We start from the raw sequence: 20,678 nt of genomic DNA, 5'->3' as shown, positions 1-20,678 counted from the left end.
TTCATCCTTAAAACCGTAAAGTCGCATCGAAAGTGACGGCGAGATTGCTTTCTCGTTTGCCGTCGTAAGGGCGCTTATCCCAGTTCAACATCACGCCGGTATCCACGACGTTGTTCCATTGAACGCGTTGCCCGTAGCCGAGCAGGGTGATGGCGCCAGCAGACTGATTTTTCTGCCAGTATCCTCCGGCTCCGGCGACCAGTTGCTGGCTCCAGAGGGTGTCGTAATAGCGGTACAACTGATGATCGACGGACAACGCAGCCGTCGCGGACAGATCACGCTCGGGGTTGTAATAGAGCGTATCCCGCTGGCTATTCGCGCTGGCGGAGATGCCCGGTTCAAGATCCAGCGTCAGGGTCGGCGTTTGCCAGAGCTGCTCCTTGCCGGTGAGGGTGTACTCCTGTCGGCGGTTATGGTCGGAAAAATGGCTGATGGCGGCGCTGATCTGGTACTCACGACGTTCGTTCTGATACCAGCGCACCCAGCCTTTTGCGCGGTCTGCACGGATCCCATTGCGTAACGCCCGCAACGGCGTGGTGCGTGACAGACGTTCAAGGCTGCCGCCAGATTGCCAGCGATCGTTCAGGCTGTACTGACCGGAGAGGCGAGCGCCAGGCGTGTGGGTGCCGTGATAACGGTTGCCGGAGAGCTCCGCTTCAAGCCAGATATCCCGTGACCGCCATTCGACGCCGCCGACCAGATGGCGGCTGGTGCCTTTGCCTTCGTCAAAATTGCCCTCGGCAAAGCGGGTGCCGCCAAACAGTCGCCAGTTATCAGCGACTGGTGGGCCATAGAGCGTGGCGTCCCCGTTCAGATCGTGTGTTCCGCTGACCGGGTTGTCGGAGTGCAATCCCTTGCCTGCGTTCAGACGCAGTTCAGACATATGATGCACATTTCTGAGCCTGTCCAGGCGCTGGACGCTGCGGTCACGTGGCGCACGGGCGAGCACGTCGTCGGTCAGAAGTTCCATTTGTCGCCACTCCTGCAGATCCATCGCGACGTAAGCCTGCTGCTGCTCCAGCTCTGTATTTGACGGCTCCAGTACCTCCGCCATTTTGAGCTTTTGCTCTGCGGCCCGTGGCAGGCCGCGGGCCTGAAGCAGGGCGGCATAATCAATCTGTAGCCCCTGGTTGCCGGGTGCCGTGGCAGCCAGACGGTGCGCCACGGCTTCTGCTTGCGGCAGGGCATGGGTTGCCAGCAAATACTGAAACGTGAGCGACTGGCCGATAAGCCATTGATCGTTGGGCTGGGCGGTTGGCGAGCCGTAATCGTAGCGAGCCCAGGGAACGTTGCGGGTTATCTGCGCAAGATAGTGACGGGCGGCCTGATACTGTCCGGTGTCCAGATATGCATAGAAAAGCTGATGTTCTTCATCCTGTGGGTTACGCGCATAGTCAGGATACTTTTGCAGGAGTGCCAGGGCTGCATCGGCGTTTTGCTCCTGAAGATACGCAGAGATCACCCAGCCGATTGCCCAGCCCGGCACCGGATGGTGAGCTGACGTCAGCGCACGATATTCAGCGATCGCCTGCGGGTAATCACCATGCGCATACAGCGCGCCAAGGCGGTCGACGCGGGCGCGAATGATATCTTCCGCCGCCTGCGGGTCGTGTTGCCAGCGGGCAAGCAGGGCGTCATAGCGATTCAGTGCGGCTTGCGCGAGACGCAGGCGCTCTTTTTCCGTCCGCCCAGGCGCATCGGCAAGGCGTACCTGTTCGGCGGCGGCGTTAAGTTCAAGCTGGCGCCGTTGTGCGGGCGGCAGAGAAATCCCCTGTGACAGTCGCAGGGCAGGCGTACTGACCCGGTTATCGTTCAGGGCGTCGACGAGCGCGCTGAGCAGTACGTGATTCTCGGGGGCGCTCTTCAGGGCGCGGGTGTCCGCTAATAGACGATCCCAGCTTTTTCCCTGGCGTAAGTACACATAGGCGAGCGTCTCAAGGTTTATCTGGCTGGGGTGGGCTGTTACCCGTTTTTGCGCTTCCTGCAGGGCCAGCCGATCCATGCGGGCATCGGCAAGGGTTTTGATATACCCGATACGGTAGTCGTCGTTCTCCGGTGCAAGGCTACAGGCCTGCTTCCAGAGCGCGAGCGCAGATTGCCACTGCTTTTGATTTCTCCTGGATTGCGCGGCTGCGGCCACTCCCCGGGCGGGCAGGGGCATATAAACGTGATAACGCAACCACATCTCAATAACCTCATCATCGCGTCCCGCCCAGGAGGCAACCTCCAGCCAGTCTGCCACTTGTTCTGGCGTCAGAGCATGCTGTTGTTGATAACGCTGCAGGTAATGGAGAAACGAAGTGTAATTACCATTGCGCGCCTGCTGAATCTGTTGTTCATATACGGATTCGGCAGCCTGAACCAGAATGGGAAACAGTAATAGCAGACACAATAATTTTGGAACGCGGTAAAAGAATAAAGTATTGAAGCGAAGTGATCTTTCCATATCTATTTGCCATTTGTTTATCATAAATCCATTGCGCAACACGGCCGCCTTTATACGTAGCGTTAAAGGCCATAAATGAGAGCGTAAAATGTGAATGCAGTTACGTTATGAGGTACTTACTTAAAGGTAATTATGGATCCTTATCGTTATGGACCGGTGAAAGGTAATGTACACCTGATATGTTGACGGATAAATATGTTGAAAAGCCGGGTTGTTGTTTTGAGATAATTCTGTATCCGGGTGATTTTTATGATTATTTTTAACGGAGTCTATATTTGTAATGCGTTGATATATAATGTATTTATTTTTATTGTGACGTTTTTGTTTATATTTTTAATGCGGCTTTGGTGCATAAATTAAAGTACTTTCTGGTGCATGTTTGGGAAGTTTCGTGACAAAAATTCTTAATATCTTGAGAGGTGACTTTTCTGCGATTGTTTTTTACTTATAATTAATAGCAGACATTGAGTGATAGTCTATGGGAAGTCTTACAAATCAATGTGTGTGTCGAGGGATGATCAAAGCCAGAATACATTTATCGTTCATGTAAAAGCGCTATAAAACGAAGGCGTCTTCTTTCTGAAGGGTCGTTCTTGCTTTAATCTAAAAGGGATGGTTAGTGGCAACTTCAATAGTGTTAGTGACACAGGATCGCTACCTCGTCAGAGGAATGAGGATATTTTTTCCGGATATTATCCTGCTGGACTCGATTGACAGAAAGATATTTGATAACAGTGCAGATGAATATTCTGTGCTGATTGATAGCCGTTCACCGCTCCGTCTGTATGATTATCTGATACGCCATCCGGCCAGAACGAGAAAAACAATCGGCTGCGTCATGCTCGATATGCGGCACCGGGAGGAGAATCAGCTCAGCATGAGGATGTTTATGAATACTGCGCTTCCGGTGGCTGACATGGCGTCGTTGTTTAATCTGGTGCTGAATATGAAAGGCAGGCGCCTGACGACCAAATGGCTGCTTAACTTACGGTTGAGTACCCATGAAGCGATTATGCTGCGGTTGCTCAGGGCGGGCATGTCGATGGAAGAGGTGGCGGAGGAACTGAACACCTCGATTAAAAGCCTCTACCGGACGCGAACGGCGCTCTCTGAACGACTGGGGGCGGAGAATTTTAACGAGGCGTGTTTGTTTATCTTTAAAAACAAACTGCTGGATGGAGATGGGAACGATCCCTGATTGGGTCATAGGCCAAAAAAAACCGCCACGAAGGCCGGGTCGACGTAGCGCAACCCGGCACTTCAGCGTTGATATCAATCAGAACGACCAGCGCAGATTAGCGTTAACCGAGTTGACGCGGGTATCGGCACCATATTGCCCCTGATAGCCCACATCCAGCGTCGCTGCACGCGACAGTTGTACGCTCACGCCGATATCACCCACCATCACGTCCTCATCCACGGCCTGACCCTGGGTAATGAACGCGTCGCTGCCCGCAAATGCCATACGCGAAGAGGTATTCTTATCGCCATAGGCGTGCTGCCAGCCCAACGAACCGTAGAGGTTAACGTTCTTCGGCAATCCGGTCACACCACGCACCCCGAGCGTGGAATAGAAGGTGTTCATGGTTTCATTGTGAACGCTCAGCGCGGCGGCACCGCCGTCTTCCCTGAAACTGTCGGTATGCAGTCGAATCCAGGAGAGGTTAACAAAGGGCTCGACATTCATCTCTGGCTGGCCGAAACGGTAGCCCGCTTCGGTGAACGCCAGCAGCGAGTTGGCGTCGTAATCAGACTTCAGCCGATCCGAGAAGCCGCTGAAATCAACATTGCGCTCGCCTTCGATCTTGTGCCAGGTGTAACCCAGTGCGCCGCGAAGGGAGAACGCATCCTGTTGACCCGCTGCATACAGGCCGAGGTGATAGTTGTCGGTATCTGTTGAGGAACGACGGCTGTCGACGTCGTAATCACCGCGGCTGTAGCCGAAGTAACCACCGACACGTACGTTATGATCCGCCAGCTTACGATCTGCCCCCAGCAGGAAACCGGTGGTGTTGCCGTCCAGCTTGCCCACGTTACCGTCGCCGCTGTTTCGGCTCCAGGAGCTGAAGGTCTGGCCCCAGACGCCATTGTTTTGCGGCTCCGGCTGCTGCACCAGCGACATCGCTAACGGTGGTATCGGCAGGCTGTCGTTATCAAACGCGCGCTGCATACGCTGGTTTAACACGTTAAACACCTGCGTGCTGCCGGCTATCAGGTTGGATTGCATTGACGGATAAACTTCTCCGGACAGCTGGTTAAACGCCTCGCGCGCTTCCGGTGCGCTCAGCACCAGTAGCGAGTTATACAGCGCCAGCGACGGGCCGCTTTGCGTGAGCGTGGAGAGCGCGCCGGCGGTATTCCACTGGTTGCTGCTCTTTGCCACGGTCTGGAAAATCCCTGGCTTGCCGCTGCCGGGGTTTTCTCCTCCCGGGTTCTCACCACCCGGGTTTTGACCGCCGGGGTTTTCTCCTCCCGGGTTCTCACCACCCGGGTTTTCACCGCCCGGGTTTTCACCTCCAGGATTCTCGCCGCCGGTCTCTTTCTGCGCGATGGTCAGATCGACGGCGTCGGTGCTCTGCTTAAGCGCCACGTCCAGGAAGGCGGATTTGGAAATCGCTCCGGCGAACTGGCCGTCAATACCCCCGTTCGAGGTTAAAATGCGATAGCTTTGGCCCGTTTTGTAGCTGGTTTGCGGATCCAGCGCGGTGACCTGTACCTTAGCCTGATTGCTGATGGTGGTTTTGCCCGATACCAGCAGTTGGTCACTGCGGCCATCTCCCGCGATATCAACGTCATAGAAGGATTCGCCGATAAAATTCAGATAACGTTTCAGCGTCAGCGTGCCGATATCGCCATCCCCTGGTGAGATATGCCCGCCGGACAGGATCTCAGTCTGGCCCAACGTGCCGTTCCCCCCCAGCGTGCCACCGGCCTTGATTGACGCGGCGCTACTGTAACCTTGTCCGTTGTTAACGTCGGATCCCGCCGTTGCGTTGAGGATCAGCGTACCGCCGTTCTCGGCGCTAAGGGTCTGAATCTCAAAAATATCGTCTTCTGGCTGGGTGTTGATGTTGCTGGCAATAATGACTTTGCCACCGCGCGCGGTCACGTTCGCCTGAAGCGCTGAAAGATCGCCGTTCAGCGTTGTCTGCCCGGAGGTATTTATCACCTCACCTTCGCCGCTCATCTTGTTGCTGAAGATGTAATTTTCGTCGGTATGGTTGAAATAGACATAACTGCCGAATAGCCCGCCACGCAGGCTGATTGCCGTCTTCGCATCGAGGGTACCCGCGCCGCCTGCCGTACCAAGCGTTGGCTCAGTTATACCCGTGCCGGTGTCCATGTTGCCGCGGCTGCCGATGATGAGCGCCCCCCGGTTCGAACCGGAGCCCGATGTCCCTACAATCAGCGCATTGCTGCCTGCGGAAAATGAACCGCCGTCAATAACCGACAGCACGCCATTGCCATAATCGCCCACGCTAACGCTGCTGTCGCTGGTAAAGCGCGAGTCTTTGCCTGCAATAACCAGCTCGGCGGTTTTTCCGGCCCCGGAGACGCCCGCCACCTGCACGCCGCCAACGTTAACCGCTCCGCCGTTCAGCACGTCCAGGTCGCCATTAAGCGTCAGCGTACGGCCAACATTCCACTGTGAGCCGCTCCCCGTGACGGTGGCTTTCGGGCTCAGTGTGTCGGTTTCATCCGGCCCGGTACCATTGCCGATGCGCGCATCGTAGGTGGTATTGAGCGCGGCGCCGTCCTCAATCGCCAGCGTGGAGCGTGCGCCCAGATCGGTGCCTACGCTGAGAAAATTACTGGTTACGCGAGATCCGGCGCCCGTGGCGATAAGGTGGCTGTCGTAGCCGCGGGTGGTGCCGACAACGATCTCTTTCGCGCTCGCCAGCGCGCCCTCTTCGACTCGAAGGGTGCCGAGGCCGAGATTCAGGTCGCCGCGCAGGACGTACTGATCGTTCACCGCGTTAAGCTCAGCGTTTGGCCCACGGACTGTGACCACGCTTTCATAAATTTGGCCGTCGAACAGCCGACCGATATTGATGTTATAGGCGGTGATTTTGCCATTATCGATCAGCAGGTTTCCGCGTTGATTGCGTCCAACGTAAACGTCTCCGGTGTAACCCAGCGTTTCGGTAATACGTGAGTCGCCATCAAAAATGGCATCGGCTGCACGCGCGAAATCGGCAGGTGAAAGCAGTAACAGCGGCGCGGAAAATAGAGCGAGGTAAAGCCTGGAAAGCGGCGTCTTTACCGCTAAAGAATGCGATGTAGAGTTATTCACAGGGTATCTCCGTACTCATTAGCGTGATGTCTGGAAAATCGGTTTTATATGAAAAATGCGATACGACAGAAAAAGTAAAAGGCGTAATATGTGTACGCCTTTTGATGTGAAGTTAATTATTTATGGGTGACCACAGGTGTACAGGTTGGCGCGCTCAGCGTCGGGGCGGATCCTAAAATCCCTGGCATCATCATCGATGAGCAATCGAAAATACGCCCTTTTTCCGTCGTAGCGCGATAAGACAGCTTTTGCCCTCCCAGTGCATCCGGTTGGGCGCCATTAACATTGGTTACGGTTATTTCATCCGATGAGCCCAGCCCCAGCATTTTAGCGGTTTCCGCCTGCAGAAGTGGAATGGCCTGATCGGTTTTTAGCGTGGAACAACCGGCTAGCATCAACGTAACGGTTAAAAAGAGTAGTGGTTTTTTCATAAATTATCCTTTATATCCAATCAGTTAATTTCGCTGATTGTATTTATGTTTTCTATTACTCAAATCTGCGAATAATATATTTCCCTTTCCTAATCGAAAAAACCCTCCTAAAGTAGGGTGGGTAGATAATAATTCATCCGTACTCTCTAATATGCGAAGGTAAAAGGAGGATCCTTTGGGGCAGAATTATGCGTTGGTCGTTGATGACCATCCATTGGTAGCAAGCGGTATCGCCAATTTTCTGATTACACATTGCCGATTTAAGCAGGCGAGTGTGGTGACGAATGAGGATGATTGCTACCGTCAAATTAGGGATAATGGCCCGCCACGTTTGCTGGTAATCGATTTTTGGCTCTCGTCCGGTACCGCGTTGAAATTACTCAAAGAAGTAAAACAACTTTACCCACAGGTAAGGCTCCTGGTGGTTAGTGGGGATGACAATAACGATATCTGGCAGAAAGTTCACGCCGCCGGGGGGCACGGTTTCGTATTGAAAAGCGAGCCACCTGAAATGTTTTCACGGGCCGTTTTTGCCCTCACTGATAATCTCACCTGGTTTCCTGAGGGAAACGAATTTTCCGTTGAGTCGAATAATGAGAAGTTAAGTAAATTTAACTTAACGCCGCGACAAATAGACGTGTTAAATATGATTATGCGTGGCCTGCCAAATAAAAGAATTGCCGCGCAACTTTCTATTTCTGAGCCTACAGTCAAAGAGCACATCAGCAATATATTGAAAAAGATAGGCGTTAACAGTCGGGTCGAAGCCATCACGCTTCTGCATGGCAAACGGGAACCGTCGGAATGAGATTTTTACAGAGCTTACAGAACGCTGGCATCTCTCCTCCCGCGCAGATCCGTTTGCTAAATAATACCTTTTTGCGGCTGGTGTTCAGTTTCAGCGCTGTCCCTTTCGTCGGTATTCCTTTCGCCATCTGGATTAATTTGCTGGGCGATGAACTCGGCCCAACCATTACCTGGATAATTATTTACCTGCTATGTGCCGTGGCGATCCGAATATTGCACCGACGCTACCAGCGCGAAGCGAAAGAGCATGATGAAGCAGACGTCCTGCGCCGCTGGCTGCCGCGTATAAATAAGATCGCTTTTATTCACGGGCTGGGGATTTCATCTCTCTATTTAATTACGCCGCAGACGCAGAACTTTGACTTTTTCCTGCTCCTCAATATCAGTATTGCCGCCATCGTTGCCGCCAATGCGACGCATCTGACGCCGGTCATCAGCACCTTTACATGCTTTTTCTTCGCCTCCTGGGGTGTACTGAATCTTGGCATTATCTGGCGGCTGGACGATCTGATGTTCATTGTGCTGATGTTGAACCTGCTGTACGGCTTCGCCATTTACCGCCATGCATTAACATCGCACGCGTTCTTTATTCAGCAGGCGCTGCTTGAGGAAAAAAGCTCACGCCTGGCAGAACAGTTTCGCCAGGCCAAAGAGGAAGCTGAGCAGGCGCTGCTGGATAAAAATCAGTTCCTGACGACCGCCAGCCACGACCTGCGCCAACCGGTACACGCCATGGGGTTTCTGATCGAAGCGATTATCCACCGAAACCGGGACGACAGCCTCACGCCCCAGCTGCTTGATCTGCAGCAGAGCGTCCGCTCGGTGCATTTGATGTTCAATTCCCTCCTTGACCTCAGCAAGATTGAATCCGGGAATGTGCTTACAGCCCCTGCCAGAGTGGACATCGGCGCGCTGCTCGACTCGGTGATCACGCTGTTTCGCGAAGAGGCCAACAGCCGTGCACTCAGGCTGCGCACCTGGCGGCCTAAACGCCGCATCTACGTGATGGGCGAGCCGCTGCTGGTGCGACAATCGCTCATTAACCTTATTCAAAATGCCCTCCGCTACACGCTACAGGGCGGCGTGCTGGTCGCCATCCGACCACGTGGTGACAGGTGTATGGTGGAGGTGTGGGACACAGGTGTCGGTATTGCCGATGACGAGAAAGGTAAAATCTTCTCACCTTACTATCGCCCCGAACTGGCCTGGAAGATCGACAGTGCAGGACACGGGCTGGGTCTGGCCGTCGTTGCCCGCTGTGCCAAGCTGATGAAGGTGAAGTACGGGATGCAATCCATTGAAGGTAAAGGTTCACGCTTCTGGATGTGCTTTACCCAATATGCTGGCGAAGAGATCGCGCCGGAGATGCCACCCGCCTATGACAACATCGCCACGCCGGTACGCTATGCGCCGCTGCACGGTTCCTGTCTGGTGGTTGATGACGACCCGCTGGTGACGTCTGCCTGGGAGAGCCTGATGAGCATCTGGGGAATCAACGTGCGCTGTGCGGCCTCCGCTGAAGAAGCGTTCGCTATCATCGACGATGGCTTCACGCCGTTCGCCGTGCTGTGCGACCAGCGTTTGCGATCCGGCGAAAGCGGCTTCGACATCCTGAAAGCGCTATTTGAACGTCTGCCGGACATGAGTGGCGCGATGGTCAGCGGCGAATTTAATTCGCCGGTTCTGCTGGAGGCGGAGCAGGAAGGGTACATGGTGCTACGTAAGCCTCTGGAGCCGGCTAAACTGCATGCGTTGCTGACACAGTGGTCGGGGAGTCGTGGATAGGGGAATAGACAGCAGCGTTGAGCTTCACTGCCTGCTCCCGGTCGCCAGGCTGTAAGGCCAGCTAGCTCGCGGTGTCCTGCACGTTTCTTGTACCAGGTAGATGTCAGTTTTCGAGCGTATACTCTAAGATATGTTCAACTAGTTGATATAAATATAAATTTGACGAATATCGTCAGGTAGCGATTTATCCGTCAAATTAAGTTAAACTTCGTCCCAGGTTCAGTGAGTTATGGGACTGATAACAGAATGACCAGCGAAGAAGCACTTTTAAAATCAGGTTTTAGCAAACGAGATCTTCAAAAGCTAAAAAACAATATTGAGAATTACGGTGGTTCGTTTGATAGCGTAACTCATGATCTGGCCAATCGTTTTAAGGCAGTGAAGTGGATAACTATTATTGCCTTCATCATACTGGCTTTAACTCTTTTACTTGCATCTAAGGATACAAGTCTGACACTTGCGCTCACGTTATTGATTGTACTACCTTTTATCTGGTATATAACGCCAGCAAAACTTGGCTACAAATCCTGGCGTTATCGTAAAATGCAGACTAATTCTGGGACGGATCGCTGACGGACAACAGATCAAAAACAATCTTAGCTTTCACGCCATAACCCGCTATTTTCATTGTTAGCTGCGGGCGGCTCAGTGTGCTTACCTTTCGGTAATAGTCAGCAGGCAGATATCGAAACAGTCGCCAGGTACCAGGTCGCCGTAACAAGCCAAAAATGGTGTACGCATTAGCGGCCAGTGAGATTGATTTGTAGACGCCTAACCCATTCTCACGACTAAAGCCCATAAACTCAGCTGTAGACATCGCGGCATTCGCGACCAGCCCTTCACTGGTAGTGTTGTGAGTTGCGTAGCGAGCCACTTCTTTACTGATGCTGTTTGCCCCGTCAGTAACCAGTATCGCACCAGCAAGAACCCCGAGAGGGGTCATAGTGCCAATGAGGGTAAGCCCCGCAGCTATTTCAGCACCGGCCAGCACAACACTAACTGCCGAGATCACATATCCAACAATTTTGTTATTCTCTCGGATGAACTCGACTTTAGCGTAAAGTTTGGCTGCCCTCGTTCGTAATAAACGAGCTTGTTCCAGGAGGTTACAGTTTTCTTCTCTCAGAACTTTAACGCATTCCATGCATTCTTCATCTGATTTAGCCCGACGAGCTAATGTAAACTGTTGTTCTATGAGGTCACGAATTTCCTGAATAAACTTCATTCGAGTCAGACTATCGCTGAGATGAAAAGCCGATATAGTGTTGGCTGTATTTACCAGCTTCCTGGCTTCCATATTCACCATAGTTTCCGCCCAGGCTTTATTTCTTCCACCTGAGTGCATCATGTTAAGTAATGCTGCATCCATTGTAATTTCTCTCCATTGCTTTACCGGCCACTGCTTAAACTGATAAACGACTCCCCATGACAGCCATGCGTACCAACGCACCATATAGTAGCAATGTGGTTACGTGGTCTGAAGCAGAAGTCACTTCACGCATACGTGACGCCATTCTGTCGGGCTTTGTGGGGTTGATATGTGCTTTACAATACTTGAACAGATCGGTGAAGGTCAGGTTTTTCTGTTTCTATGTGACGGTAAACACGCCAATTGCGTACCACAGGGAAGCGGGGGATGGAGGAAAGAAAAGGGCGGTAGCTACTTTGCTGACTCAGAAAGCAAAAACCCCCGCCTAAGCGAGGGTTTAAAATGAGTGGTGCCCGGACTCGGAATCGAACCAAGGACACGGGGATTTTCAATCCCCTGCTCTACCGACTGAGCTATCCGGGCAACGGGGCGCATTAAACCCGATTCACTCTCCGCCGTCAACGAAAAATGTTGTTTTCGTTACAGGATGCACAATCTCTCACCAGTTCGTCGCAATCTTAAGCGAAAAAGTGGGTCCACAGCGCGGAAAGCGGCATGGCGAGCAGCAGGGCGGGCAGCATATTCACCACCGCGAACATCTTGATCCCGCAGATGCGCAGCCCTGTTGCCAGCAGGAGCAGACCGCCAACGGCGGTAAAATCCGCCATCATCGCGGGCGTAGTCAGCGGAAGGATCAGGGTGGCGCAGGTGGCGAGCGCCAGCTGAATCAGCAGCATTGGTACACAAATCGCGGCCACCGCGATACCGAGCGTGGTGGCAAAAATCGTAGCGGTGAAGAAATCGAGAAACGCCTTCGCGATTAAAATGCTGGGGTCGCCGGTCATCCCTTCCTGCATCGAACCGAAAATCCCGGTGCCGCTGGCGCAAAAGAGAATAATGATGGCAACGTAGTTTTGAATAAACGTCTCATGGGTGCCGTGTTTGGCTTTGCCCGGACGGGCTATCAGGTTTTTCGCTTTGCTGACCGCGTTGTTAATCCCCTTTTCCAGATAACAAAACTCACCAATTAGCGCCCCGAGCAGAGTGGCCAACACCATAACCGGCAGGTTGGCGCATTTTATCACCAGCAGAATGCCAATCCCGAGGGAGGCCAGGCCAAAAATGGAGGGCATAGAGACGCGAATACGCTCCGGTAATCGCTGACTTAACACTGCACCGAGTACGCCGCCCAGCAATACGGCACTCGCGTTGATAAATGGCCCGATAACCACGGAAAACTCCTGTTACTTAATCATAGGTATTGCATGATTATGACACGCCAGCGCTTTTTTACGCTTAGCTTTGGGTGGTGAAGTGCATACTGATTCCTTCTTGCACCTCAAAATAAAAGGTGACATTATTGCGCGAATTTTCTCCTCCCTGTCTCACCGTTCGGTGAGGGTATATAGCGCCTATGAAAACCATGAAAATCGCCGTCAGCCGTGAGCTGGTTTCCACTGTGTCCACGCATCGCGAAAAGGTGACGCTGGATAACACTGATTTTACCGATGTGGCGGCAGTCGTCATTACGCTCGCGGAGAGTCGCAGTGGCATTCTTGCGTTGCTGAAACGCACGGGCTTTCATTTACCGGTCTATTTATTCTCGCAAGAGCCGACGGACGTGCCCGATGGCGCCACGGCTGTCATCTCGGGTAAAGCGCAGGAGTTCCTGGAACTGGAATCTGCCGCCAGCCGTTACGAAGAGAACCTGTTACCGCCGTTTTTCGACACCCTGAGCCAGTATGTTGCAATGGGCAACAGCACTTTTGCCTGTCCGGGCCACCAGCACGGGGCGTTTTTCAAAAAACACCCGGCGGGACGACAGTTCTATGACTTCTTTGGTGAGAACGTTTTTCGCGCCGATATGTGCAATGCCGACGTGAAGCTCGGCGATCTGCTGATCCACGAAGGTTCCGCCAAGCATGCGCAAAAGTTCGCCGCGAAAGTGTTCAACGCGGATAAAACCTACTTCGTGCTGAACGGTACGTCGGCGGCCAACAAGGTGGTGACCAATGCGCTGCTGACCCGTGGCGATCTGGTGCTGTTTGATCGCAATAACCACAAATCCAACCATCACGGGGCCCTGATTCAGGCGGGCGCGACGCCGGTGTATCTGGAAGCGGCGCGTAACCCGTTTGGCTTTATCGGTGGGATTGACGAACACTGCTTTGACGACGCGTACCTGCGCAATCTGATCCGCGACGTTGCGCCGGAGAAGGCAGACGAGACCCGCCCGTTCCGCCTGGCAGTGATCCAGCTTGGTACTTACGATGGCACGATCTACAACGCCCGTCAGGTGATCGACAAGATCGGCCATCTGTGCGATTACATCCTCTTTGACTCTGCGTGGGTGGGCTACGAGCAATTTATTCCGATGATGGCGGAAACCTCCCCGCTGTTGCTGGAGCTGAACGAGAACGATCCGGGCATTTTCGTGACCCAGTCGGTGCATAAGCAGCAGGCCGGGTTCTCGCAAACCTCGCAGATCCATAAAAAGGATAACCACATCCGGGGTCAGGCGCGTTTCTGTCCGCACAAACGCCTGAACAACGCATTTATGCTGCACGCCTCCACCAGCCCGTTTTATCCCCTGTTTGCGGCACTGGATGTGAACGCAAAAATTCACGAAGGGGAGAGCGGACGCAGGCTGTGGGCGGAGTGCGTCGAGCTGGGGATTGAAGCGCGTAAGGCGATCATTGCAAATTGCCATATGATCAAACCGTTTATTCCGCCAGTGGTGGCAGGCCGTCCGTGGCAGGATCATCCAACTCAGGTCATCGCCAGCGAACGTCGCTTCTTCAGCTTTGAGCCGGGGGCCAAATGGCACGGATTTGAGGGCTATGCCCGCGATCAGTACTTTGTCGATCCGTGCAAGCTACTGCTGACCACGCCGGGCATCGATGCTGAAACCGGGGAATATACTGATTTCGGTATTCCGGCGACCATCCTTGCGCACTATCTGCGGGAAAATGGCATCGTGCCGGAGAAGTGCGATCTCAACTCGATCCTCTTCCTGCTGACGCCTGCCGAAAGCAGCGAGAAGCTGGCGCAGCTGGTGGCGATGCTTGGCCAGTTTGAACAGCATATTGAAGACGATACGCCGCTGGCGGACGTGTTGCCGACCATCTATCAGAAATACCCGGTACGCTACCGGGATTACACACTCCGCCAGCTGTGTCAGGAGATGCACGATCTCTACGTCAGTTTTGATGTGAAAGATCTGCAGAAAGCGATGTTCCGCAAGGAGAGCCTGCCTGCGGTAGTGATGAATCCGCAGGATGCCAATCAGGCGTACATTCGCGGGAACGTAGAGCTGGTGCGCATCCGTGATGCGCAAGGGCGCATTGCCGCCGAAGGCGCGCTGCCGTATCCGCCTGGCGTACTGTGCGTGGTGCCGGGAGAAGTCTGGGGCGGGGCGGTGCAGCGTTACTTCCTGGCGCTGGAAGAGGGGATTAACCTGCTGCCGGGCTTCTCGCCGGAGCTGCAGGGCGTTTACAGCGAAAAGGATGCCGACGGGATTAAGCGGCTTTATGGGTATGTATTGAGATAGTGCGGGCTGTTGCCCTCACCCTAACCCTCTCCCACAGGGAGAGGGAACTTTTCTTCAAACCGCACTACGCTTGTACATCCTCCGCGGATGCCCAATCTTGCCGTACAGCATCTCCACCGTCAGAAAACCTGCCTCCACGCAGTGCTCCAGATAGCGCCGGGTGGTGGTTTTACTCAGCCCCGTTTCACTCACCACCTCATCCACCGTAAAACAGTGCGTCGCCTTGTCGTTAAACAGCGCCTGCACCCGCGCCAGTGTATTTTCCTCAATACCTTTGCTGCCGTTGTCCTGGCGGTAGTTTTTCGCCTGTAGCTGGTATAAAGAATCGACGTTCTGCTGGTCGACAATCTTCCAGACCCGCTGTTGCTCAGCAAACTGCACAAAACGCTCCAGCGACTGGCTGAGCCGCTTCCAGGAAACCGGCTTCAGGATGTAATCAAACGCCCCGTTACGAATGGCCTGGCTGCAGGTGTCCATATCGCTGGCGGCGGTGATGAAAATCACCGAACAGTTGGCGCGGGCGAGCATCGGGTTACTGATAAGGGTGATGCCTTTCCCGTCCGGCAGGTAGTTATCCAGCAACATCAGCTGCGGCTGTTTACTTTCAAGCTCAACCTGCGCTTGCGCCAGCGACGAGGCAATCCCCACCAGTCTAAGACGCGGATGTTTGCCGATCAGCTCTGCGTGCAGTTGCGCCAGTTCGTTCTCGTCTTCAACTATCAGTACGTCGATAAGTTCATGTTGCATAATCGGTATCTTCCTGTTCCTGTGCGGGATGCCGGGCGGTTCCCGTGGCGGGGATAAACAGTGAGAAAATCGCCCCCCGCGGCGTGTTATCGGCAACCTCAATTGCACCGCCAGCCTGTGTGACATAGCTTTCGATCAGATACAAACCAATGCCGTGATCGCCGCGCGTTTTGGTGGTGATGCCGCGCTCAAATATCCTGTCACGGATCTCCGGTTTAATGCCCACGCCCTGATCGGCCACTTCGATGATGAGTTCTTGTTCGCTCAGTTTTATCAGCACTTCCACAGGAGCATGCGGAAGCGGCGAGCGCTGGGTCGCTTCAATGGCGTTATCCAGCAGGTTGCCAATGATAGAAATCAGCGCCTCTTCAGGCAGCGTGAGGAACGGTCTGTCCAGCCGACAGGTCGGGTCAAAGTTCAGCTCGACGCCTTTCTCCCGCGCCCGCGCGGCTTTTCCCAGCAGCAGGCCGCACAGGGTCGGGGAGCTGAAGCGCGAAGAGATAAAGTCCAGCAGCTCCTGAGCGTGTTCCGACTGCGCCTGAATGTAGCCAATCGCCTCCTCGTAGCGGCCCATATGCAGCAGGCCGGAGAGAGTGGTCATCCGGTTTAGCTGCTCGTGACGCATAATGCGCAGGTTATCAACATAGCGTTTGACCTGGCTAAGCTGGGCGCTGAGCGAGTCGATCTCGTTGCGATCGCGGAAGGTGATCACCCAGCCCTGCAGAGAGTTCTCCAGCATGATGCGCACCCGGCTGGCGATCACCGTGAGATCGTTAAAGCGGCAAATCTCGTCATGGGTATCTTTGGCGAGCATCGTTTGTGTTTCGAAGAACGGAACAGGATCGATTACCTCGCTTATCAGCTGTCCGCGCAGTTCCCGGGCCGGCTGGCTCAGGCCCAGCAGTTTGCGTGCCGCCTGGTTAATCACTTCTATTCGCCGTTCATCGTCTATGGCGATCACCCCTTCATAAATGGACTCCATCATCGCCTTCTGCTGGCGCACCAGCAGACCAATCTCTCGCGGCTCCAGGGAGAAAATCTGCTTCTTGATACTGCGGGTAAAGAACCAGGAGAAGATAAAGAGGGCAAGCAGTAACAGTACGGCGGCGATCAGGATGTTAACCACTTTACTGACGGTGATGGTTTCAAGATAGCTGGTGAGATAGCCTACTGAGACAATCCCTACCACCTGACCGGCATCGTTAAAAATGGGCGCTTTGCTGCGCAGTGAAATGCCTAATCCTCCCTTGCGGATGGTGGTGGTGCTTTTACCTCGCAGGACCTCTTCGTTATCTCCGCCGACCAGCGTATGGCCCACTCTGTCGGCAAAAACGGAATGAAACAGATGCAGCCCTTTGTTATCGCCAATCACAATAAAACTGGCATCACTGTGGGTGGCTATTTTCTGCATAAAATCGTGAATGGCGTTGATATCTTTTTGTTCGACCTCTTTTCGTAATGACGGAATAAGGGCGATCTCTTCCGCCTGTATTTTTGCGCGTGCGCTCATTTCCTGATAAAGCTGTCGGCTAACGTCGACATAATAATATCCGCCCAGCAAAGCAAAAAGCACTGAGAAAAAGACAACCAGCGAAACAAACAGCTTAATCTGAAACGATACTTTCATAACAATCACGCGTGGTATCAACGAGGTTTGTCAATATATCATCTTTTTTCGCGTGGATACCCGCTTTGCCGAAAACTTGTGATCCCTTGCACAGCAAGGCCTGCAAAAGAATTATCTGAAAGGGTTTTCCCTTAAACACCACCGTGTAAATGTTATTTGTTTGTTCGGTTTAGAAAAGAAACCATAAAAACCACGGCAATAAATAAGGGGCAAATCACATTAAATAAAAGAAACCATTAAAACCATAGTCGCCATTAAAACTTCGCTTTTAATATGCCATTCCTCACATAAAGTAAGCCTTTGTGACTCTAAGCTGAACGCACAAAATAACTAAGGGGCTTATTATGAGCACAACTGACGATTCTTTCTCTGTTACCCACGACCCGATTGATATTCAGCGGCCATCGCTCAAAGAGCGCTGGTGGCATATTATGGATACCTGGAAAATCGGGATTATTCCTCTGCCGCTGTTTGTCCTGGCGGGCGCGCTGATTGCCATTGATTGTCTGGGCGGAAAACTGCCAAGCGATATCGTGGTGATGGTGGCGACGCTGGCGTTCTTCGGCTTTGCCTGCGGTGAGTTCGGCAAACGCCTGCCGATTGTCGGCAAGCTCGGCGCGGCGGCGATTTGCGCCACCTTTATCCCCTCCGCGCTGGTCTATTACGGCCTGTTGCCGGATGTGGTAGTGGAATCCACCACTAAGTTCTATAAATCCACCAACATTCTTTATCTCTACATCTGCTGCATTATTGTCGGCAGCATCATGAGCATGAACCGCACCGTGCTGATTCAGGGCTTCCTGCGCATCTTCTTCCCGATGCTGTGCGGCGAGATCGTCGGCATGCTGGTGGGGATGGGCGTGGGTCTGGCGCTGGGTCTTGAGCCGTTCCAGATCTTCTTCTTTATCATTCTGCCGATTATGGCAGGCGGCGTGGGCGAAGGGGCTATCCCGCTCTCCATCGGCTACGCCACCCTGCTGCACATGGATCAGGGCGTGGCGCTCGGTCGCGTGCTGCCGATGGTCATGCTCGGCGGGCTGACCGCTATCATCATCTCCGGCTGTCTGAACCAGCTGGGCAAGCGTTATCCACACCTGACCGGTGAAGGTCAGCTGATGCCGAACCGCGCGAATGCCGATGCCACCGTTTCTCAACCGGCGTTCTCTGGCAAAGCGGACGTCACCACCATCGCCTCCGGTGCGTTGCTGGCGGTGCTGCTCTACATGCTGGGCATGCTCGGCCACAAGCTGATTGGTCTGCCTGCTCCGGTTGGCATGCTGTTTATGGCGGTGCTGGTGAAGCTCTGCAACGGTGCCTCTCCGCGTCTGCTGGAAGGCTCTCAGGTGGTGTACAAATTCTTCCAGACCTCGGTGACCTATCCCATCCTCTTCGCGGTCGGTGTGGCGATCACCCCATGGCATGAACTGGTCGCGGCCTTCACGCTGACTAACCTGCTGGTGATTATCAGTACCGTCTCTTCACTGGTGGCGACCGGCTTCTTCGTCGGCAAAAAGATTGGTATGCACCCGATTGATGTCGCCATCGTCTCCTGCTGCCAGAGTGGCCAGGGCGGTACCGGTGACGTGGCGATCCTGACCGCAGGCAACCGTATGAGCCTGATGCCCTTCGCCCAGATTGCTACCCGTATCGGCGGCGCGATTAACGTCTCTATCTCACTGCTGATTCTGGGCAACTTCCTCGTTTAAGTTTTCAGGAAAGAACAATGAAACTCGCAAGCTTTTTATACCAGGGAAAACGCAGCTACGGCATCGTCCAGGCCGAAGGTGTGATTGATTTAGGTCGCCGTCTCGGCGACCGCTACAGCGACCTCAAAGCGCTGCTGCAGGGCAACGGGCTGGCGCAGGCCACCCGTTACCTGAACGATGCCGTGGACGTGCCGATGAGCGCCATCACCTTCTTACCGGTGATTGAGCAGCCGGAAAAAATCCTCTGCGTCGGCATGAACTACGCCGACAAGCGCAAGGAGTTTGACCAGCACAACCCGGCACCGACGCTGTTCGTGCGCTTCCCGGATTCGCAGACCGGCCACAACGAGCCGGTGCTGAAGCCGCGTCACTCCAGCGAATTCGACTACGAAGGCGAGCTGGCGGTGATCATCGGCAAGGGCGGGGAAAACATCAGCCGTGACGAGGCGCTGCGCCACGTGGCGGGCTACAGCTGCTACATGGACGGCTCCGCCCGCGACTGGCAGCACACCTGGTTTACTGCCGGTAAGAACTGGCGTCAGACCGGCGCGTTTGGCCCGTGGATGGCAACGGCCGATGAGATCCCGGACCCGCACAGGCTGGCGATCCGTACCTGGCTGAACGGCCGCATGGTGCAGGAAGATAACACCAGCAGCATGATCCACAAGGTTGCGGAGCTGATCGAGTACATCAGCACCTTTACCCGCTTAAGTCCGGGCGATGTGATCATCACCGGCTCCCCGGGCGGGGTGGGTAAAAAGCGTAATCCGCCGCTGTTTATGAAAGAGGGGGATCGCATTGAAGTGGAGATCGAGCATATCGGTCATCTGAGCAACGTGATTGTGGAAGCGCCAGCCACCGGGCTTGCGGCGGCACACTGAGAAAGGCGGCATGAACAGTCAACCCATCGATTTTCGCCACACGCTGGTGGCGAAACACCCGGAACGCTTAAGCCAGATCCGTTACCTGCTGGCAGACAGCGGCCTTGGCCTGGACAACGACATCACGCTGTTTGTCGAAGCCTGGTCCGGCGCGCAACTGGTGGGTTGCGCCGGTCTTGCCGCCAACGTCATCAAGTGTGTGGCCGTGAACGAGCAGCTTCGCGGCGAGAACCTCAGCGCGCGCTTGCTGGCGGAGGTGCAGAATGCGGCGCTGGAGCGCGGTCATTTTCACCTCTTCCTCTGCACGCGACCGTGCAATAAGGAGCGCTTTGCGCGCAGCGGCTTCTGGCCCATTGCCCAGAGCGGCAACAACGCCGTGCTGATGGAGAACACCCCGCAGGGGATCGAGCGTTACTGCCGTTCCCTGGGCAGGATGCGCAAGGGCGGGGAGAAGACTGGCGCGATAGTGATGAACGCCAACCCGTTCACCCTCGGCCACCGTCATCTGGTGGAGCAGGCGGCGAAGCAGTGTGATGCCCTGCACCTGTTTGTGGTGCGTGAAGATGCCTCGTTCTTTCCGTTCAGCGCGCGCCTCGGAATGGTGCGTGCGGGCGTCGCGCATCTGCCAAATGTGACCGTGCACGAAGGCTCACAGTACATCATCTCCCGCGCCACCTTCCCGGCCTACTTTTTGAAAGAGACCGGCAAAGTGCAGCAGGCGTGGAGCGAAATCGACGTGCTGATCTTCCGCGACTTTATCGCACCGGCGCTGGGCATTACCCATCGTTTTATCGGCTCCGAGCCGTTTTGCGATATCACCCGTCAGTACAACCAGACGCTGCACGCCTTGCTGAGCCCGCAGATTGAGGTGGTGGAAATGCCGCGCATCAAGGCCACCGGCAATGCCATTTCAGCGTCCGAAGTGCGCCGCTTGCTCAAGACTCAGCAGTTTTCCCGGATCCGGGAGATTGTCCCGGACTCCACCTTCGCGCACCTCGAAACACACTACCGTGCGAGTGCCGAAGTCGCTTAACT

Annotated in this window: 15 protein-coding genes and 1 tRNA gene; 8 read left to right on the top strand and 8 right to left on the bottom strand. The window is 54.3% G+C overall.

What is annotated here, in order from left to right; genetic code table 11:
* Window positions 1-7: 7 nt before the first annotated feature.
* On the bottom strand, window positions 8-2,446 hold the full coding sequence (pgaA, locus tag APU11_RS02950) for a poly-beta-1,6 N-acetyl-D-glucosamine export porin PgaA (RefSeq protein ID WP_058650710.1): 2,439 nt from the start codon (window positions 2,444-2,446) through the stop codon (window positions 8-10).
* Between the two features lie 670 nt (window positions 2,447-3,116).
* On the opposite strand from pgaA, the gene APU11_RS02945 reads away from it, so the two are divergent.
* Window positions 3,117-3,644, top strand: coding sequence for a LuxR C-terminal-related transcriptional regulator (locus APU11_RS02945; protein WP_045902695.1), 528 nt, complete (start codon window positions 3,117-3,119; stop codon window positions 3,642-3,644).
* A gap of 78 nt (window positions 3,645-3,722) precedes the next feature.
* Here the strand turns inward: APU11_RS02945 and APU11_RS02940 are convergent, their stop codons facing one another.
* Together APU11_RS02940 and APU11_RS02935 are read right to left on the bottom strand one after the other, a co-directional pair.
* Window positions 3,723-6,740 carry an autotransporter outer membrane beta-barrel domain-containing protein gene (locus APU11_RS02940; RefSeq protein ID WP_058650709.1) on the bottom strand — a complete coding sequence of 1,006 codons (3,018 nt, stop codon included), beginning with the start codon at window positions 6,738-6,740 and terminating at the stop codon, window positions 3,723-3,725.
* 116 nt (window positions 6,741-6,856) lie between these two features.
* Window positions 6,857-7,171, bottom strand: coding sequence for a lipoprotein (locus APU11_RS02935; protein ID WP_013098694.1), 315 nt, complete (start codon window positions 7,169-7,171; stop codon window positions 6,857-6,859).
* Window positions 7,172-7,346: 175 nt separating this feature from the next.
* Between APU11_RS02935 and APU11_RS02930 the strand changes: the two genes are divergently transcribed.
* The 3 genes from APU11_RS02930 to APU11_RS26395 all read left to right on the top strand — a co-directional run bounded on the left by APU11_RS02930 (window position 7,347) and on the right by APU11_RS26395 (window position 10,336).
* Window positions 7,347-7,979, top strand: coding sequence for a response regulator transcription factor (locus APU11_RS02930; protein WP_013098693.1), 633 nt, complete (start codon window positions 7,347-7,349; stop codon window positions 7,977-7,979).
* A complete protein-coding gene (locus tag APU11_RS02925) occupies window positions 7,976-9,763 on the top strand; it encodes a hybrid sensor histidine kinase/response regulator (protein WP_058650708.1) in 1,788 nt (595 codons plus the stop codon). The genes APU11_RS02930 and APU11_RS02925 overlap by 4 nt, the downstream gene beginning before the upstream one ends.
* 246 nt (window positions 9,764-10,009) lie before the next feature.
* Window positions 10,010-10,336: a hypothetical protein gene (locus APU11_RS26395; RefSeq protein WP_058684871.1), complete on the top strand. Its 327-nt coding sequence runs from the start codon at window positions 10,010-10,012 to the stop codon at window positions 10,334-10,336.
* Here APU11_RS26395 and APU11_RS02920 read toward each other — a convergent pair.
* The 3 genes from APU11_RS02920 to APU11_RS02910 form a co-directional block, all read right to left on the bottom strand.
* Window positions 10,314-11,132, bottom strand: a complete 819-nt coding sequence (locus APU11_RS02920; protein WP_058650707.1) for a DUF4225 domain-containing protein — start codon at window positions 11,130-11,132, stop codon at window positions 10,314-10,316. The genes APU11_RS26395 and APU11_RS02920 overlap by 23 nt on opposite strands.
* 347 nt (window positions 11,133-11,479) lie before the next feature.
* Window positions 11,480-11,555: transfer RNA gene (locus APU11_RS02915), tRNA-Phe, on the bottom strand.
* A 95-nt stretch (window positions 11,556-11,650) separates the two neighbouring features.
* Complete coding sequence (locus APU11_RS02910; protein WP_013098689.1) at window positions 11,651-12,364, bottom strand: DUF554 domain-containing protein; 714 nt, start codon at window positions 12,362-12,364, stop codon at window positions 11,651-11,653.
* A 182-nt stretch (window positions 12,365-12,546) separates the two neighbouring features.
* Between APU11_RS02910 and APU11_RS02905 the strand changes: the two genes are divergently transcribed.
* Window positions 12,547-14,682 carry an ornithine decarboxylase gene (locus tag APU11_RS02905; RefSeq protein ID WP_058650706.1) on the top strand — a complete coding sequence of 712 codons (2,136 nt, stop codon included), beginning with the start codon at window positions 12,547-12,549 and terminating at the stop codon, window positions 14,680-14,682.
* Window positions 14,683-14,736: 54 nt separating this feature from the next.
* On the opposite strand, the gene APU11_RS02900 is transcribed toward APU11_RS02905, so the two are convergent.
* Window positions 14,737-15,429, bottom strand: a complete 693-nt coding sequence (locus APU11_RS02900) for a response regulator (protein ID WP_014833240.1) — start codon at window positions 15,427-15,429, stop codon at window positions 14,737-14,739.
* Window positions 15,419-17,056 (bottom strand): sensor histidine kinase, encoded by a 1,638-nt coding sequence (locus tag APU11_RS02895; protein WP_058650705.1) that lies wholly within the window; start codon window positions 17,054-17,056, stop codon window positions 15,419-15,421. The genes APU11_RS02900 and APU11_RS02895 overlap by 11 nt, the downstream gene beginning before the upstream one ends.
* A gap of 344 nt (window positions 17,057-17,400) precedes the next feature.
* Here APU11_RS02895 and APU11_RS02890 point away from each other — a divergent pair, with 344 nt between their 5' ends.
* Genes APU11_RS02890 through citC form a run of 3 tightly spaced genes read left to right on the top strand, consistent with a single transcriptional unit; the run spans window position 17,401 to window position 20,676 of the window.
* Window positions 17,401-18,762, top strand: coding sequence for a 2-hydroxycarboxylate transporter family protein (locus APU11_RS02890; protein ID WP_013098685.1), 1,362 nt, complete (start codon window positions 17,401-17,403; stop codon window positions 18,760-18,762).
* Between the two features lie 17 nt (window positions 18,763-18,779).
* Window positions 18,780-19,643 carry a fumarylacetoacetate hydrolase family protein gene (locus APU11_RS02885; RefSeq protein ID WP_023621451.1) on the top strand — a complete coding sequence of 288 codons (864 nt, stop codon included), beginning with the start codon at window positions 18,780-18,782 and terminating at the stop codon, window positions 19,641-19,643.
* A gap of 10 nt (window positions 19,644-19,653) precedes the next feature.
* Window positions 19,654-20,676, top strand: a complete 1,023-nt coding sequence (citC, locus tag APU11_RS02880) for a [citrate (pro-3S)-lyase] ligase (RefSeq protein WP_038983522.1) — start codon at window positions 19,654-19,656, stop codon at window positions 20,674-20,676.
* Window positions 20,677-20,678: the final 2 nt, after the last annotated feature.

The sequence above is a fragment of the Enterobacter sp. 50793107 genome, from assembly GCF_001463365.1.
Taxonomy (GTDB): Bacteria; Pseudomonadota; Gammaproteobacteria; order Enterobacterales; family Enterobacteriaceae; genus Enterobacter; species Enterobacter cloacae.
Note: the sequence above shows the minus strand (reverse complement) of the source record. Positions and strands in the feature narration are given on the sequence as shown.